The following is a 12,994-nucleotide window of genomic DNA, read 5'->3' on the forward strand; positions in this document are numbered from 1 at the left end:
CGGTACAATCCGGCATGCCCAACCGCTCCACACCCGCTCCCGCCGCCCGGACCCCGTCTGCAGAGACACCGGTTCCTGAGGCAACACCGTCCTTTGACCGCTTGCCCCTGGCGCCCGCCGTGCTGGAGAACCTGCGCCGGCTTGGCTACCTGACCATGACGCCCATCCAGGCGGCCAGCCTGCCCCTCACCCTGGCGGGCCAGGACCTGATCGCCCAGGCCAAGACCGGCAGCGGCAAGACGGCGGCCTTCGCCCTGACCCTGCTGGCCAATCTGAACCCGCGCCGTTTCGCCGTGCAGGCCCTGGTGCTGTGCCCCACCCGGGAACTGGCCGACCAGGTCACCCAGGAAATCCGCCGCCTGGCCCGGGCCGAGGACAACATCAAGATCCTTTCCCTGGTGGGCGGCAGCACCATGCGCCCCCAGATGGCCAGCCTGGAGCATGGCGCCCACATCGTCGTGGGCACACCGGGCCGCATCATGGACCACCTGCAGCGGGGCAGCCTGAACCTGGACGCCCTCAACACCCTGGTGTTCGACGAGGCCGACCGCATGCTGGACATGGGTTTCTATGACGATATGGTGTACGTGGCCAGGCAGTGTCCCAGGAAGCGCCAGACCCTGTTGTTCTCCGCCACCTACCCCCAGGGCATCGAACGGCTGGCGCACCAGTTCCTGCGCCACCCCAAGGAAGTGAAGCTGACGGAGCGCCACGAGGCCGACAAGATCCGCCAGCGCTTCTACGAGGTGGAGAACGGGCAGCGCCTGGAGGCCGTGGCGATGCTGCTCAACCACTACCGCCCGGTCAGCACCCTGGCCTTCTGCAATACCCGCCAGCAATGCCGCGACCTGCTCAAGGTGCTACGCGCCAAGGGCTTCCATGCTCTGGCCTTGCACGGCGAGCTGGAACAGCGGGAACGGGACCAGGTGCTGATCCAGTTCGCCAACCGCAGTTGTTCCGTGCTGGTGGCCACCGACGTGGCGGCCCGGGGCCTGGACATCGCCCAGTTGGAAGCCGTCATCAACGTGGACGTGACGCCGGACCCGGAGGTCTACATCCACCGCATCGGCCGCACCGGCCGCGCCGACCAGGACGGCTGGGCCCTGAGCCTGGCCAGCCCCAACCAGATGCGCCGGGTGGACAACATCGCCAAGGAGCTGGGCACCGGGGTGGAATGGCATTCCATCGCCGAACTGGCGCCGAGTGGTGACAAACCCAGCCCCAAACCCCTGCTGCCGCCCATGGCCACCATGCAGATCCTGGGCGGGCGCAAGGACAAGATCCGTCCCGGCGACGTGCTGGGCGCCCTCACCGGCGAGGCGGGTTTCAAGGCCGACCAGGTGGGCAAGATCAGCGTGGGCGAGTTCAATACCTACGTGGCGGTGGCCCGCCAGATCGCATCTGAAGCCGTGCGCCGGCTGGAGGCGGGCAAGCTGAAGGGCAGGGCGGTGAAAGTCCGCATCCTGGGCATTCCCGGCGAGGATGAACCGGCCCGGCCTTCCCGCGCCAATGCGGCCATCAAGCGGCGGCCCAAACCTTGAGCGGATTGCCCGGCGAACACGCGGAAACCATTTCCCGGGAGGACCTGGCTGAACTTTCCATCCGGCGATACGAAGGCCAGGTTCACCTGGTGGCCACGCCGGAGGCCCTGTCCATGGCCCTGGACGACCTCCGCCAGGAACGGGTGGTGGGCTTCGACACCGAGACCCGGCCGGCCTTCCGCAAGGGCGAAAGCCACCTGCCTTGCCTGGTGCAGATGGCCACGGCCCGGGCGGTCTACCTGTTCCAGTTGCGGCAGGTGGATTGCGCCGACGCCCTGGCCGAGCTTCTGGCCGCGCCGGGCATCGTCAAGGCGGGCGTGGCCCCGGCCCACGATCTGCGCCAGCTCAAGCTGCTGTTTCCCTTCGAGGCCGCCGCCGTGCGGGATCTGGGCGCCATCGCCAGGCGCCACGGCATGGGCCAGACGGGGCTGCGCAACCTGGCCGGCCTGTTCCTGGGTTTCCGCATTCCCAAGGGCACGCGCACGTCCAACTGGGCGGCACCGCATTTGTCGGCGGCCCAGATCAATTACGCTGCCACGGATGCCTGGGCCTGCCGGGAGCTTTATCTGCATTTCCACGCCCACGGACTGGTGTGATCTACCCATTGCACTGAGACAGGCGCGGCGGAATTTGCCTCCGCCCACCCGTTAATCTCCCCTCCAGGAATGGGAGGGAGGGCTCATACGAACAGGCAGACGTCCGCTTTCCGGGCTTCGCCCAGGTAGCTGGTGGCGCCGATCCAATCCGCGATCTCGGGGATGAACTCGTCCTGGCGGTAGTTGAACAGGTCCACGGTCATCTGACATGCCACCATCTTCACTTCCGCCTCGATACAGAGGTCGCGCAGTTCCTTGATGCTGGCCACGCCCTTGGACTTGACGGTCTGTTCCATCATGGCCGTGGCGAAGTCCTCGAAGCCCGGCAGATTGCCGGCCACCAGGTTGGGGATGGGCATGTTGATGCGCTTAAGCCAGTCCGGGCCGAAGGGCATCTTCATGGGCATGGCCGGGTTGCCCATGGGAGAGACCTTCAGGTGCAGGTCCTTCTTCAGCAGTTCCAGGCCGTAGAAGGTGAAAAAGATGGAGGATTCCCAGCCCAGGGCAGCGGCGGTGGAGGCCAGGATGAAGGGTGGGTAGGCCATGTCCAGGGTACCCTTGGTGGCGATGATGGCCAGGGAAGGCACCTTGCTGGCTTCCTTTTCCACCAGCTTTTCGTCCAGGCGCTGGTCGAACCAGGCCTCCAGGCTGGCCAGGTCGGTGGGCATGGATTGATTGTTCACGGTTTGCAGTTTGGCGACGTTCATGGCGTTCTCCTCAGGCCTTGCGGATGTAGAACTCGTAGTCGCTGCCGGCCTGGGCCGAAGACAGCAGGGTATTCCCCGTCTGGGTACAGAAGGCGGCCATGTCCTTGAGGGAGCCCGGGTCCGTCGCCACCACCTTCAGGGTGTTGCCGGAAGACATGGCATTCAGGGTCTTCTTGGTGCGCAGGATGGGCAGCGGGCAGTTGAGGCCGCGGGCGTCCAGGGTTTGCTCGGATTCCATGGTGTTTCTCCTTTCAGGTGGGTGCGGCAGCGCCGCAAAAATAGACCGGTCGGTCAATTGACGGGTCAAAAAAAAGCCCGGGTGGGCAGGGGGCAGGTTGCGCATATCAGTGGCTCGATTCGATGCGCAGTGTCTTGATGGCGGGCCCCAACAGCAAGATGACTTCCGGGTCGTTGCGTGTCTTGGCCAGCAGGATGATGCCTTCCAGATAGGCCAACATTGCAGAGGCAGTGGCCTCGGTGTTCATGGCGGCCACGGCGCCCGTGGCAACGGCTTCGTCCAGGGTGGCGCGGAACCTGTCCCGGGCTTTGTCGAACACGGCGTTGAGCCGGGCCCGCATTACGTCGTCCCGTGTGCTCATCTCCAGGGCCAGGTTGCCAAACAGGCAGCCTGGCATGCGGCCTTCCAGGTCAGAAGAAGCCTTCTGCCAGTAGTAGGCGGCGTCGATCATGTAATCCAGACGTTCCACTGGCGGCAGGGCCAGGTCGAATGCCTCGGCCACGAAGCCATGGGCCCAGTCGTCGGCCATGTCGTCGATGACCGCCAGGGCCAGATCCCGCTTGGATGGGAAGAAGTGGTAAAAACTGCCCTTCTGCACCCTGGCACCCTCGCAGATCTCCTGGATTCCAACGTCCGCATAGCTGCGGCCATGGAACATGTCCCGGGCGGTGGCCAGGATGCGACTGCGGGTGTCGGTGTCGGTGCTCATGGGCTTCATCATAATAGACCGGTCGGTCAAGTCAAGAGGTCTTCAAAATCCCCAAACCAAAGGCGTGATCACCACGGTCACGATTCCGGCCAGCAGGGTCAGGGGCAGGCCCATGCGCAGGTAGTCGGCGAAGGTGTAGCCCCCGGGGCCCTGCACCATGAGATTTGTCTGGTAGCCGATGGGGGTGGCGAAGCTGGCCGAGGCGGCCATCATGATGGCCACGGCGAAGGGCATGATGTTCACGTCCAGCCGTTCGGCGGTGGCCAGGGCGATGGGGAACATGAGCACGGCGGCGGCGTTGTTGGTGATGAGGTTGGTGAAGACGGCGGTCGCCAGATAGACCAGGGCCAGGGCAGCATAGGGGTTGTCGCCCGCCAGCCCCAGGAACCAGCCAGCCAGAGCCGCCGCGGCGCCGCTTTTCTGCAGGGCGGTGCCCAGGCCGAAGGCGGCGGCGATGACCAGCAGCACCTGCCAATCCACCGAGCGGCGCGCCACCGAGGCACTGGTGCAGCGGACCAGCAGCATCAGGCCCGCGGCCAGCATGGCGGATTCCAGCATGGACAACCAGCCAACGGTAACCAGCACCACCATGAGGACCATGATGCCCAGGGCCATGCCGGCCCTTTCGTGGCGGGGCGGGGTGGAATTGTCCAGGCGGCTCACCAGGAGGAAATCACGGGCGTGGCGCCAGCGCTCCACGAAGGCGGGATTGGCTTCCAGGAGCAGGCTGTCCCCCGGCCGGGGCACGATGTCACCGATTCTGCCTGCCATGCGTTGGCCGTTGCGGGACACGGCGATGATGGCCGCCTGGTAGAGGGTGCGGAAGCGCCCCTCGCGGATGCTGCGGCCCAGCAACGGAAAGCTCTCAGAAACCACGGCCTCCACCAGGCAGCGCTGGTGCCGGGGCGAGTCCAGCTTGAAAACCTGGTCCGTGGCCGGCTTCAGGCCGCGAATCTTGTTCAGGTCCGCCACCGATTCCACCGCCCCGGCGAACAGCAGCCGGTCTCCCCCTCGCAGCAGGGTCTTGGGAGACACCGCCGGCAACAGCAGTCCGTCCCGGTTCACTTCCACCAGGAACATGCCGGGCAGTTGACGCAGGCCCGCGTCCTCGATGCCGCGGCCGTCCAGGGGGCTGCCGGGTTCCACCAGCATTTCCAGGGTGTACTGGCGGGCGTCGGCCAACTGGCTGAGCATGGAACGCCGTTCCGGCAACAGGCGCCGGCCCAGCAGGGCGGTGAAGGCCAGTGTCAGCAACAGGACGGGTACGCCCACCCAGGCCAGGTCGAACATGCCCAGGCCGGTTGCCTGGGTGTGGTTCTTGAGCAGCCCATTCACCACCAGGTTGGTGCTGGTGCCGATGAGGGTGCAGGTGCCGCCGGCTATGGCCGCGTAGGACAGGGGCAGCATGAGGTGTGAAACGGACAGGTTGTTGCGCCGGGCCCAGTCCTGCACCGCCGGGATGAACATGGCTACCACCGGGGTGTTGTTGAGGAAGGCGCTCAGGCCCGCCACCGGCGCCATGAGCCGCACCTGGGCATCCGCCAGGCTACGGGGCCGGCCCAACAGACGCTGGGAAAACCAGCCCGTGGCGCCGGTGTCCTCCAGGCCGGAGACCACCACGTAAAGTACCGCCACGGTGACCATGCCTTCATTTGCCAGGCCACCCAGGGCTTCAGCGGGGGTGATCACTCCGGCCAGCAGCAGCAGGGTCAATCCTGCCAGCATCACCACGTCGGGAGGATGCCTGTTGGTTGCCAACAAACCAATGCACAACAGTACAACCGCAGCTGTCAGCCAGGCCTCCGGGGTCATGCGTTTAACTTCCCAGGATGTGCTGCCATATCTATCCGCCAATAAGGGTGAGTCGCCAGGCCGGCTTCCCCTGTGAGGTGGAAAGCGCCGGAATTCAGCCCCGGGCCGGCTCCATCACCGCGTCCAGGTTCAGGTTGTCGCAGTAGTCGAAGAAGTCGCCCCGCAGGGTGGGCAGGTGCATGTCGGCGGGCACGCCGATGGTGATGTTCACCGAGAACATGGGGGTGCCGGTATGGGGGGCCGGATAGGTCTCGGTGGCCAGTTCCTCGATGTTGATGCCCTGGCGGGAGAAGAACTCCGCCAGCTTGTGCACGATGCCCGGGTGGTCCATGGCCACCACGTTGACCCGGTAGGGCACCAGGGGCTTGGCCCGTTCCTGGCGGCGGGTGCGCTTGCTGATGATGGTGAGGCCCAGTTCCTCGCCCATGGCGGTGGCCTTGTCCTCCAGCTTGGTGAGGGCATGCCAGGGCCCGGACACCAGCATGAGGATGGCGAACTGTCCGCCCAGCACCGCCATGCGGGATTCCTCGATGTTGCAGCCTGCGTCCAGGATGCGGCTGGTGAATCGTTCCACCAGCCCCACCTGGTCTTCGCCGGAGGCGGTGATGGCCAGATAGTCGATAGTGCTCATTTGGCGTTCAGTTCGGTTGGGGCAAAACCGGCATTGTAAGCCACCGGGCTATTTCGCCGTGCCCAGGGTTTCCCGCAGAAGGATGCGGGTCTTGGTCCAGGAGTCCTCATCCGCAGCCGCGTCATAACCCACGGGCATGTTGAACTTCCTGGCGTATTCATCCGCGTCCGGGTTGGTGAAACTATGTTTCACGCCCGGGTAGACCACGGTGGTGAAGTCCACGCCGGCCTGGGTCATCTCCCGCTTGAAGGATTCCACCTGGGCATCGGGGATCATGGGGTCCGCCGCGCCGGTGAAGGAGGCCACCCGGGCCTTCACCACGCCGGGCTGGGCCGGGGTCTGGGGGGCGAGGCCGCCGTGGTAGCTGGCCACGGCCTTCAGGTCCACGCCCTGGCGCGCCATCTCCAGCACCACGCTGCCGCCGAAGCAGTAACCCAGGGCGCCGATACGATCGCCGTCCACGCCGGGTTCATGCTTCAGGAGGGCCTCAGCGGCCAGGAAACGGGCCTTGGCGCCGGCGGCATTCTTGCGCACCTCACCGGCAAAGGCCCCTGCCTCCTTGGGATGGCTGGCGGTCTTGCCTTCCCCATACATGTCCACGGCCAGGGCGGTATAGCCCAGTTCCGCCAGCATGCGGGCCCGCTTGCGGGCGTAGTCGTTGTGGCCCCACCACTCGTGCACCACCAGCACGCCGGGACGCTTGCCCTGCACGGCATCGTCCCAGGCCAAGTAGCCCTTCATGGTGACGCCGTCCGCGGTGTAGGTGACTTCCTTGCCCTGGACGGCGGCCTGGGCTGCGGAAGCGAGCAGGAAGGTGATCAGGGTTACAAGTAGTTGCTTCATGATGAACTCCTCTTCAGGCACCCATTGCCGCAATGGACGCATGCCTGCGGAAGTGGGCTCAGTTTTTCGTGGCGGTAGCATACGTGCAAAAACCCGCCAGGGGGCACAGCCCGCATCGTGGTTTGGGACGACACCACTCCTTGCCCAAGGCCACGATGAGGGCGTGGTATTCGTTGTATAGCTGCAGGTCCCGGGGCAGATGGCGCTGGAATTCCGCCTGGATGCGGCCATAGGCCTCGTCTCCCGCCAGCAGACCCAGGCGCTTGAAGATTCGGCGTGTGTATGCATCCACCACGAAACTGGGCAGCTTTATGGCATACAGCAGGATGGAATCCGCCGTTTCTTCTCCCACACCGTGGACGGCCAGGAGCTTCTGGCGCAGGGCGGGCAGGGGAGCAGTGCCTCCCAGGCGCTCGGGCGCATCGGCGACGCCTTCATCCCTCAGAAAGCCGCACAGGGCAAGAAGACGCCTGGCCTTGACGTTGAAAAAACCGGCAGGGCGGATGATTTCGGCCAGTGCAAGGTCATCCATGGCCAGGATGGTCGGGCAGGAAAGGGCATTGGCAGACTTCAGGTTGGTGATGGCGCGCTCCACGTTGACCCAAGCCGTGTTCTGGGTGAGCACGGCCCCCACCATGACCTCGAAGGGCGAATCCCCAGGCCACCAGTGCTGGGGGCCGAGGGCCCCCAGCAGGGTTTCGTGGACATGCAGCCAGGGCCGGGAATTAATGTTTGCCACCCAGGTCCAGCGTGAAATAACCGCCCAAAGCGTCGCGGATTTCCCCCAGGGACAGGTGTCGCATGATGGCGATACCCGGAACGTACTGGTTGCTCATGCAGGCCAGCGACCTGGCTCCCTGGGGGTTTGATGCCAGGCGGTAAGTGGTCTTGTAGTAGATATGGGAAGGGCTGCTGTCACCCTGTCCCAAGGCTACGCGCATCGTAAGGACGGGCATGCCGGCAAAAGTCTCGATGCTGCGGTCGATGCGGGTGATGGAGAATTCCGCCGGTGCCACGGGTTGGGCGCCTTCGCTGACGGTATCCAGTTCGAAGATGCAGAACGGATCCTGCTCCTGCACGGCGTTGAAGGCAGTAACTCGCCCCTGTTGCAGGCGCAAGGTGGCTGCGCCGGGCGGTATGCTGAGCGGCACCTCCAGTTTGAGCCGGCCCAGGGGCTGTTCTGGTGGCGGACCGCTGGCGAAGGCTGAAAAGGAAGAAATCAGCAGCAGTGTTATCAGGAAATGCATCATGGTCTTCTCCCAAGATGGATGGGCAATTCAGGGTGCTCCAGGGCTGCAGCATTGCTGGAGTCCGTCCGGAGTGTCCGTATGAGTAGGGAAACCGGTAAAAGTTTGAATGGCGCTATGATCCGACCATGAGAGTAAGCCAGGATCAGAACGCCGCCAGCGGCGTACGCGTGGACAAGTGGTTGTGGGCCGCCCGTTTCTTCAAGACACGCGCCCTGGCGCAGCAGGCCGTGGAAGGGGGCAAGGTGCGACTCAACGGGGAACGATGCAAGTGCAGCCGGGAACTGCGCCCCGGGGATCGCCTCGAAATTCGTATCGATGTTCAGGAATGGGTGGTAACGGTGCGGGGCCTTACCCTGCAGCGGGGCCCTGCTCCCGTTGCGCGGCAACTCTACGAGGAGGATGTCCAAAGCCGGGAAAAGCGAGAGCGGGCCATGGAAGAGCGGAAGAGGCTGGCGGAGCCCGGCGGCCAGATCCGCGGCCGCCCCACCAAGCGGGACCGGCGCCTGCTGCACCGTTTCAATGAATCCCTCTGAGCGCGAAGCATCGGTCTGGCCACCATGAGCCACCTCTCCACCGCACTGTTGCCCGTTGAGGGGGAGCGGGAGCTCGAAGGCATCCTCAACAGGGAGCAGGACCGCATCCTGCACCAGAACATGCCCCTGGCCTTCGGGTCCGTGCTGGGCCTTTCTGCCCTGCTGGCCGTGGTGTTTTTCGATCACGGGGCTTCCGTCTGGTGGTTTGGCTACATGCTGGCGGTGCTCTTCATACGGTTCCTGGCGGACCGCATGTTCTGGCGAGAGGACGAGGATGCATCCGCCGCCGCGGTCTGGCGACGCGCATTCACGGCGGGAACCTGGCTGACCGGCCTGGGTTGGGCCACCGCTTCGCCCCTGATGCTCCCGGGGGCGGACCTGGGCAGCCAGACCTTCGCCTGCCTGATCTTCATCGGCGTGGCGGCGGGGGCCGTGCCGGTCCAGTCAGCTCGCCTACCCGTGTACCTGGTCTATGCTTCCCTGATCCTGCTGCCCGTGGCCCTGGTCACGGCCTTGCTGCCTGAAGGTCTTTACAAGGGCCTGAGCATCGCCAGCCTGTTGTTTCTCATCGTCCTGATCCGCAGCGCCCGCATCATGAACGACCACCTGCACCAGGCCCTGCGCCAGACCCATGCCCGGGACCTGGCCTACCAGGCCCTTGCCAGAGCCCACGGGGAAATGGAGGAGACCAACCGCCGCCTGCAATCCGAGATCATGCAGCGTGCCCGGGTGGAGCAGGACCTCAAGGAAGCCAAACAGGTGGCCGAATCCGCCAATCGGGCCAAGAGCGAATTCCTGGCCAACATGAGCCATGAAATCCGCACGCCCATGAACGGCATTCTGGGCATGACCGAGCTGGCCCTGGAATCGGACCTGGATGCGGAACAGCGGGACTACCTGGATACGGTGAAGCGCTCCGCCCAGCGCCTCATGGAAGTGATCGGCAATCTCCTGGACTACTCCAGCATCGAGACGGGGCGCATGCAGTTGCTGGTCCAGGAAGTGAGTCCCGTGGACGTGGTGGGAGACGCGCTGGCGGCGCGCCAGGCTGCCGCTTCGGCAAAGGGTCTTGCCCTGTCCCTGGAGGTGGCCCATGGCGGCCAGGCGCCGGCCCATCGTGCCCTGCTGGATCCCCTGCGCCTGCGCCAGATACTGTTGCATCTGTTGGACAACGCCATCAAGTTCACCGACGCGGGCGGCATCACCGTCCGGCTGGACCGGAACCATTGCGGCGATGATGGGGCCTGCCTTCACCTCGTGGTGGAAGACACGGGCATGGGCATGGCCGGCGGTACCCTGGCCAACTTGTTCCAGCCCTTCCATCAGGCCGACGGCAGCATTACGCGGCGGCACGGCGGTATCGGCCTGGGACTGGCCCTGTGCAGCCGCATGGCGGATCTCATGGGCGGACGTATCTGGGCAGAGTCCACGCTGGGGGTGGGCAGCCGCTTTCACCTCAAGCTGCGTTTCCAGTTGCCTGAGCGGGTTGCTGTCCAAGCTCCCGACCAAGTGTTGCTGGTGACCGCCAACGTGCTGACGGGCAGGTTGCTGCAAAGCCTGCTGCGCAAGGCGGGCTGGAACATGGTGGCCGCATCGTCCAAGCCGGACGCGGTCCGGCGCCTGGACCAGGGGAGCTACGCAGCCGTGCTGGTGGACATCCACCAGCCGGGGCTGGACGGCAGGGCGCCATCCACCCGGGGGTGGGGCGCGTCGCCACCTCCCCTCATCGCCCTGGCCAGCAATGCGGAAGAGCGGGCCCAGTGCCTCCAGGCGGGCTTTCGGGATTGCCTGATGCAGCCCTATGATCTGGAAGCCCTCAAGCAGGCCTTGGCATCCTCATTGCCACCATCACCCCAGGACGGTTAATTTCTGCCTATGGATACCTTTGATTGCATCGTTGTCGGCGCGGGCGCCAGTGGTCTGGTGGCTGCGGCCCGCATGGCCAGGGCAGGGCGCCAGGTCCTGGTGCTGGAAGCGGCCCAGCGGGTGGGTGGCTGCATCCACTCCTGGCGGCCCCATGAGGATTTCTGGCTGGAACTTGGCGCCCACACCGCCTACAACTCCTATGGCCCCCTGCTGGAGGCCCTGGCGGACCGGGGCCGCCTGGGGGAACTGCTGCAGCGGGAAAAGCTCGGCTACAGCTTCTTCCTGCCGGATGGGCACCTCCAGTCCCCCATCAGGCGCCTGAGTTTCCTGGAAGCGGCTCTGCGCCTGCCCCTGGGCCTGGGCCGGGGTCTGGGTGGCTCCAAGGCCGGGCGCACGGTGGCGGAATGGTTCGGCGGCCTGCTGGGCAAGCGCAACTACCGCCGCCTGCTGGCTCCTGCCTTTGCCGCCGTCCTGTCCCAGCCGGCCGACAGTTTTCCCGCCGAATGGCTGTTCCGGCGCAAGCCCCGCATGAAGGAGGCACCGCGCAAGTTCACCTTCGCAGGCGGCCTCCAGGGCCTGCTGGAAGCCATCGCCAAGGATGCCCCATTCCAGCTGCGCGCCAACGTCTTGGTGCAAGGCATCTCTCGGGACCTCCAGGGGTTCCGCCTGCGGACGGCGGACGGTGAACTGGCCTGCCGCCAGCTGATACTGGCCGTGCCCGTGGATACCGCCGCCGCGCTGCTGGACGAGGCCTATCCCGAGGTGTCCCGCATACTGCAAAGCTTCCCCATGTCCAGCAGCGAGGCCCTGGGGGTGGTGCTGGCCGCCGAGGCCACCCGGATAGACAAGGTCGCGGGCCTCATCGGTGACGATGATGATTTCTGGTCCGTGGTGACCCGGGACCCGGTGCCCCATGCCAGCTTGCGGGGATTCACCTTCCATTTCCGCCCCGGTCGCCTGAACCGGGAAGAAAAGATCGAGCGGGCCGCCACCGTGCTGGGAGTGCCCAGGGCCGCCTTCGTCCACGTGGCCGAAACCGTAAACCGCCTGCCGGCGCCGTGGGTGGAGCACCCCCGCCGGGCCGCTGAGGTGGATGCCCTGCTGGCGCGGGAGCCCCTGGCCCTGGTGGGCAACTACCTGAACGGACTGTCCATCGGCGATTGCGCGGAACGCGCCGCCCTGGAGACGGACAGACTGCTCAAGGCATAAGGAGATCATCATGCCCAGCGTACTGGTTCCCCTGGCCCCGGGTTTCGAGGACCTGGAGGCCACCTCCATTGTCGACATCCTGCGTCGGGCGGACATCGAAGTCATCACCGCGAGCCTGGCGCCGGGCCTGGTGCAGGGCGCCCGGGGCATGCGGGTGCAGCCCGACGCACAGCTGGACGACGTGCTGGAACGGGACTTCGACATGATCGCCCTGCCAGGGGGCATGCCCGGGGCCGAGAACCTGAAAAATGACAGCCGCATCCAGGCCCTCCTGAAACGCATGGCCGCGGCGGGCAAGTACACCACCGCCATCTGCGCCGCGCCCATCGCCCTGGCCCAGGCGGGCCTGCTGGACAACCGCCGCGCCACCAGCTATCCGGGGTTCATCGACAAGCTCAAGCCGCCGGGGGCCACCTACCTGGCGGACCCGGTCGTGGTGGACGGCAAGGTGGTCACTTCCCGGGGCCCCGGCACCGCCATGGATTTCGCCCTCACCCTGGTGGAACTGCTGGCCGGGCGAGGCAAGCGGGACCAGGTGGAAGCCGGGCTGGTGCGCCCTTAACGTCAAGACGACAACAACCATCAGGAGAACGAGATGTACATTCGCGACGTGCTCACCATCAAAGGCGACCTCCAGACCCTGGGCATCGCCCCGGACGCCCCCGTGGCCGACGCGGTGGCCCAACTGGTGGCCCACGACATCGGCTCCCTGGTGGTGATGCGGGGCGAGACCATGGTTGGCTTCATCACGGAGCGGGATATCCTGCGGGGCATGCAGACCAGGGACTGCAGGGTGGAAGGCGTGAAGGTGTCCGACCTGATGGAGAAGGAGCCCATCGTCGCCGCCTCCGACGACACCGTGGACTATGCCCGGGACGTGATGACCAAGCACCGCATCAGCCATCTCATCGTCATGGACCAGGACCGGCTCACGGGCGTCATCTCCTTCCACGACGTGGCCAAGGCCTGCCTCAAGGACGCCAACTTCCAGAACTCCCTGCTCAAGCGCTACATCAAGCACTGGCCGGAGTGATCCTCCCAGGCACTGGCAAGGGCGCC

15 protein-coding genes are annotated in these 12,994 nt (G+C 65.6%); 7 read left to right on the forward strand and 8 right to left on the reverse strand.

Going from position 1 to position 12,994, the window contains the following annotated elements:
- Positions 1–14 precede the first annotated feature (14 nt).
- Positions 15–1,541: an ATP-dependent RNA helicase DbpA gene (dbpA, locus tag H6935_00250; protein ID MCP5276779.1), complete on the forward strand. Its 1,527-nt coding sequence runs from the start codon at positions 15–17 to the stop codon at positions 1,539–1,541.
- Between the two features lie 113 nt (positions 1,542–1,654).
- A complete protein-coding gene (locus H6935_00255) occupies positions 1,655–2,137 on the forward strand; it encodes a 3'-5' exonuclease domain-containing protein 2 (protein ID MCP5276780.1) in 483 nt (160 codons plus the stop codon).
- 83 nt (positions 2,138–2,220) lie between these two features.
- Here the strand turns inward: H6935_00255 and H6935_00260 are convergent, their stop codons facing one another.
- The 8 genes from H6935_00260 to H6935_00295 form a co-directional block, all read right to left on the reverse strand.
- The gene (locus H6935_00260; protein ID MCP5276781.1) at positions 2,221–2,805 is read right to left on the reverse strand and encodes a DsrE/DsrF/DrsH-like family protein; all 585 of its coding nucleotides are present in this window, start codon (positions 2,803–2,805) and stop codon (positions 2,221–2,223) included.
- Positions 2,806–2,854: 49 nt separating this feature from the next.
- Positions 2,855–3,082 carry a sulfurtransferase TusA family protein gene (locus H6935_00265; GenBank protein ID MCP5276782.1) on the reverse strand — a complete coding sequence of 76 codons (228 nt, stop codon included), beginning with the start codon at positions 3,080–3,082 and terminating at the stop codon, positions 2,855–2,857.
- 106 nt (positions 3,083–3,188) lie between these two features.
- Positions 3,189–3,791, reverse strand: a complete 603-nt coding sequence (locus H6935_00270; protein ID MCP5276783.1) for a TetR/AcrR family transcriptional regulator — start codon at positions 3,789–3,791, stop codon at positions 3,189–3,191.
- 42 nt (positions 3,792–3,833) lie between these two features.
- Complete coding sequence (locus tag H6935_00275; protein ID MCP5276784.1) at positions 3,834–5,603, reverse strand: SLC13 family permease; 1,770 nt, start codon at positions 5,601–5,603, stop codon at positions 3,834–3,836.
- A gap of 94 nt (positions 5,604–5,697) precedes the next feature.
- Positions 5,698–6,234: a glycine cleavage system protein R gene (locus H6935_00280; protein ID MCP5276785.1), complete on the reverse strand. Its 537-nt coding sequence runs from the start codon at positions 6,232–6,234 to the stop codon at positions 5,698–5,700.
- Between the two features lie 48 nt (positions 6,235–6,282).
- Positions 6,283–7,077 (reverse strand): dienelactone hydrolase family protein, encoded by a 795-nt coding sequence (locus H6935_00285; protein ID MCP5276786.1) that lies wholly within the window; start codon positions 7,075–7,077, stop codon positions 6,283–6,285.
- 58 nt (positions 7,078–7,135) lie between these two features.
- The gene (locus H6935_00290) at positions 7,136–7,714 is read right to left on the reverse strand and encodes an endonuclease (protein MCP5276787.1); all 579 of its coding nucleotides are present in this window, start codon (positions 7,712–7,714) and stop codon (positions 7,136–7,138) included.
- A gap of 88 nt (positions 7,715–7,802) precedes the next feature.
- Entirely contained in the window at positions 7,803–8,327 is a 525-nt protein-coding gene (locus tag H6935_00295) for a hypothetical protein (GenBank protein ID MCP5276788.1), read from the reverse strand.
- 125 nt (positions 8,328–8,452) lie between these two features.
- Here H6935_00295 and H6935_00300 point away from each other — a divergent pair, with 125 nt between their 5' ends.
- From H6935_00300 to H6935_00320, 5 genes are read left to right on the forward strand one after another with little or no spacing between them, the layout of a single operon-like run.
- A complete protein-coding gene (locus H6935_00300) occupies positions 8,453–8,860 on the forward strand; it encodes an RNA-binding S4 domain-containing protein (protein ID MCP5276789.1) in 408 nt (135 codons plus the stop codon).
- A gap of 24 nt (positions 8,861–8,884) precedes the next feature.
- Complete coding sequence (locus tag H6935_00305) at positions 8,885–10,726, forward strand: hypothetical protein (GenBank protein ID MCP5276790.1); 1,842 nt, start codon at positions 8,885–8,887, stop codon at positions 10,724–10,726.
- Between the two features lie 9 nt (positions 10,727–10,735).
- Positions 10,736–11,935 carry an FAD-dependent oxidoreductase gene (locus H6935_00310; GenBank protein ID MCP5276791.1) on the forward strand — a complete coding sequence of 400 codons (1,200 nt, stop codon included), beginning with the start codon at positions 10,736–10,738 and terminating at the stop codon, positions 11,933–11,935.
- Between the two features lie 10 nt (positions 11,936–11,945).
- On the forward strand, positions 11,946–12,497 hold the full coding sequence (locus tag H6935_00315; protein ID MCP5276792.1) for a DJ-1/PfpI family protein: 552 nt from the start codon (positions 11,946–11,948) through the stop codon (positions 12,495–12,497).
- A 33-nt stretch (positions 12,498–12,530) separates the two neighbouring features.
- The gene (locus H6935_00320; GenBank protein MCP5276793.1) at positions 12,531–12,968 is read left to right on the forward strand and encodes a CBS domain-containing protein; all 438 of its coding nucleotides are present in this window, start codon (positions 12,531–12,533) and stop codon (positions 12,966–12,968) included.
- The last annotated feature ends 26 nt before the right edge of the window (positions 12,969–12,994 follow it).

It is taken from the genome of Thiobacillus sp. (assembly GCA_024235835.1).
GTDB lineage: Bacteria > Pseudomonadota > Gammaproteobacteria > Burkholderiales > Thiobacillaceae > PFJX01.

Bases quoted from the DNA above. Each gene is read 5' to 3' on its own strand.
- dbpA (MCP5276779.1), top strand. From the start codon at position 15: ATGCCCAACCGCTCCACACCCGCTCCCGCCGCCCGGACCCCGTCTGCA.
- H6935_00255 (MCP5276780.1), top strand. From the start codon at position 1,655: ATGGCCCTGGACGACCTCCGCCAGGAACGGGTGGTGGGCTTCGACACC.
- H6935_00260 (MCP5276781.1), bottom strand. From the start codon at position 2,805: ATGCCCACCGACCTGGCCAGCCTGGAGGCCTGGTTCGACCAGCGCCTG.
- H6935_00265 (MCP5276782.1), bottom strand. From the start codon at position 3,082: ATGGAATCCGAGCAAACCCTGGACGCCCGCGGCCTCAACTGCCCGCTG.
- H6935_00270 (MCP5276783.1), bottom strand. From the start codon at position 3,791: ATGAGCACCGACACCGACACCCGCAGTCGCATCCTGGCCACCGCCCGG.
- H6935_00275 (MCP5276784.1), bottom strand. From the start codon at position 5,603: ATGACCCCGGAGGCCTGGCTGACAGCTGCGGTTGTACTGTTGTGCATT.
- H6935_00280 (MCP5276785.1), bottom strand. From the start codon at position 6,234: ATGAGCACTATCGACTATCTGGCCATCACCGCCTCCGGCGAAGACCAG.
- H6935_00285 (MCP5276786.1), bottom strand. From the start codon at position 7,077: ATGAAGCAACTACTTGTAACCCTGATCACCTTCCTGCTCGCTTCCGCA.
- H6935_00290 (MCP5276787.1), bottom strand. From the start codon at position 7,714: ATGGTGGGGGCCGTGCTCACCCAGAACACGGCTTGGGTCAACGTGGAG.
- H6935_00295 (MCP5276788.1), bottom strand. From the start codon at position 8,327: ATGATGCATTTCCTGATAACACTGCTGCTGATTTCTTCCTTTTCAGCC.
- H6935_00300 (MCP5276789.1), top strand. From the start codon at position 8,453: ATGAGAGTAAGCCAGGATCAGAACGCCGCCAGCGGCGTACGCGTGGAC.
- H6935_00305 (MCP5276790.1), top strand. From the start codon at position 8,885: ATGAGCCACCTCTCCACCGCACTGTTGCCCGTTGAGGGGGAGCGGGAG.
- H6935_00310 (MCP5276791.1), top strand. From the start codon at position 10,736: ATGGATACCTTTGATTGCATCGTTGTCGGCGCGGGCGCCAGTGGTCTG.
- H6935_00315 (MCP5276792.1), top strand. From the start codon at position 11,946: ATGCCCAGCGTACTGGTTCCCCTGGCCCCGGGTTTCGAGGACCTGGAG.
- H6935_00320 (MCP5276793.1), top strand. From the start codon at position 12,531: ATGTACATTCGCGACGTGCTCACCATCAAAGGCGACCTCCAGACCCTG.